Here is a 2,137-nt window from a genome sequence, read left to right on the forward strand (position 1 = left end):
CCCCGACGCTCTCCCGATCTGCCCGCAGCACCCGCGGCTGTTTCTTGGTGGCCTTCCGCTCCACCACGTCGTCGTCGACGGTGCGGCCCATGATCGCCAGCCCGTCGACCCGCCCGGTGAGCTCGGCGACCTTGTCGGCGGAGTCGTCGCGGCCGTGGGTGGCCAGGATCAGCACGCTGCTGCCGTACGCGGCGGCGGTCTCCTCGTAGCCGAGCACCACCTCGGCGTAGTACGGGCCGACCAGATCGGGGAAGACGATGCCGTTGGCGGCGTGCCGGCCCTCGGCCAGCGACCGCCCCGACCGGTTCGGTGTGAAGCTGAGCTCGCGGGCCGCCTCCTGCACCCGCGCCCGGGTCTGCTCGGTGACCAGTTCGGAGCCGCGCAGCGCCCGGGAGACGGTGGCGATGGACACGCCGGCCCGCTGGGCGACCTGATAGATGGTCGCCGCTTTCGAGCCTGAAAGCGCTTTCATTGCCATGGCCGGGAACATAACCAGGCGGTCATGACCTCGAAACTCGGCCGCTTCGCCGTTTCACTTTCTGCGGTTTCCGGCAAATGCCGTTGATCACCCGCCGGGCGACGGATTGCGCGGCTGCACCGGCGTCGACACGACGAACGAGCTGATGGTCTGGCCGTGCAGCAGGAACGCGTCGAGGACCTTCTCGAGCTCCTCGATCGCCGGCACGTGCACCTTGAGCAGGAAGCAGTCCTCACCGGAGATCCGATGGCACTCGCTGACCTGCGGGGTGCGCTCGGCCAGCTCGGCGACGCGGGGCAGCTGGCCCGGACCGGGCCGGACGCGGACCCAGGCGGCCACCGGCAGCCCGATCGCGGCCGGGTCCACGTCCAGGCGGTAGCCGCGGATCACCCCGGCCTCCTCCAGCCGGGCGACGCGCTCGCGCACCGCCGGCGGCGACATGCCCACCCGCCGGGCCAGCTCGGCGGCGCTGGCGCGCGGATCGGCGGTCAGCTCCGCCAGCAGCCGCCGATTCGTCGCATCCAGCAGCGATCTTCCATCCGGAAGGCTCTTTGCCCCATCCGGGGTCCTGGGTGATGGCACCGGGTCCTCGCCGCCTTCGATCGCGTATGGCCCTCCGGGGTTCCGCTTTCGACGATAGTGGCATGCCTCCCGCCGGGTACTTCGTGATCAGTGCCGTCTTCCACTACCTCGGCCCGGCGTTCGCGGTGCTGCTGTTCACCCGCCTCGACGTGCTGGGGGTGGCCTGGCTGCGGATCGTCACCGCCGCGGTGGTGCTGACCGCGTGGCTCCGGCCCTGGGAGGCGTGGCGCAAGCTCGACCCGCGGGTCCGCCGGCTGGTCATCGCCTGGGCGGCCGTGCTCGCCGCCATGAACAGCGCCTTCTACCTGGCCCTGGCGCGGCTGCCGCTGGGCACGGTCGCGGCCATCGAGTTCCTCCCGGTGATCGTGCTGGCCGCCGTGGCCGTGCGGACCCGCCGCAACGTGGCCGCCCTCGCGCTGGCGGTGCTCGGGGTCTACCTGGTCACCGATGTGCGGCTGGTGGCCGAGCCGCTGGGACTGGTCTTCGCCGCGGCCAACGCGGTGCTGTTCGCCGCGTACATCGTGCTGGGCGACCGGATCGCCAAGGACGACGGCGTCGCCGGGCTCGACGGGCTGGCCCTGTCGATGCTCATCGCGGCCGTGGTCGCGCTGCCGCTCGGGATCGCCGACGCCCGGCCGGCGTTCACCGACCCGGTGCTGCTGGCCGCCGCGGCCGGAGTCGGAGTGTGCTCGTCGGTCATCCCGTACGTCACCGACCAGCTGGCGATGGCCCGGCTGCCGCGCGCCACGTACGCGCTGATGGTCTCGATCCTGCCGGCCACCGCGACGGTGATCGGGGTGGTGGTGCTCGCGCAGATCCCGTCGCTGACGGAGATCGCCGGGGTGGTCCTCGTGGTCAGCGGGGTGGCGCTGCACCGGCGTGACTGACGGCGAGGCGCTTGAAGTAGAAACTGCAGTCGCGCGGCGTCCCGGCCGGGTCCGCGGCATAGCCCGGGACGATGCCGTAACGCTCCCAGCCGGCGCTGCGGTAGAGCGCCTCGGCGGCACTGTCCGTCTCGGTGTCGAGCATGAGCAGCGAGATCCCGGTCGCTGCGGCCTCGTCCTCAGCAACCTGCAG

Annotated in this window: 4 protein-coding genes; 1 reads left to right on the forward strand and 3 read right to left on the reverse strand. The window is 72.0% G+C overall.

The genetic code is table 11. The annotated features are described in order from the left end of the window. Positions 1–478, reverse strand: a 478-nt coding sequence (locus AB0M20_RS39840) for a LacI family DNA-binding transcriptional regulator (RefSeq protein WP_364306297.1), incomplete at its 3' end; no start/stop codon positions are given. Between the two features lie 87 nt (positions 479–565). Beyond that, positions 566–1,006, reverse strand: coding sequence for an Lrp/AsnC family transcriptional regulator (locus AB0M20_RS39845; RefSeq protein WP_364306303.1), 441 nt, complete (start codon positions 1,004–1,006; stop codon positions 566–568). 116 nt (positions 1,007–1,122) lie between these two features. On the opposite strand from AB0M20_RS39845, the gene AB0M20_RS39850 reads away from it, so the two are divergent. Further along, on the forward strand, positions 1,123–1,947 hold the full coding sequence (locus tag AB0M20_RS39850) for an EamA family transporter (protein ID WP_364306299.1): 825 nt from the start codon (positions 1,123–1,125) through the stop codon (positions 1,945–1,947). On the opposite strand, the gene AB0M20_RS39855 is transcribed toward AB0M20_RS39850, so the two are convergent. Next, on the reverse strand, positions 1,916–2,137 hold a 222-nt coding region (locus tag AB0M20_RS39855), incomplete at its 5' end, for a hypothetical protein (RefSeq protein WP_364306301.1). The two genes, AB0M20_RS39850 and AB0M20_RS39855, sit on opposite strands and share 32 nt — an antisense overlap.

This window comes from Actinoplanes sp. NPDC051633 (assembly GCF_040681735.1).
Classification (GTDB): domain Bacteria; phylum Actinomycetota; class Actinomycetes; order Mycobacteriales; family Micromonosporaceae; genus Actinoplanes.

Bases quoted from the DNA above. Each gene is read 5' to 3' on its own strand.
- AB0M20_RS39850 (WP_364306299.1), top strand. From the start codon at position 1,123: ATGCCTCCCGCCGGGTACTTCGTGATCAGTGCCGTCTTCCACTACCTC.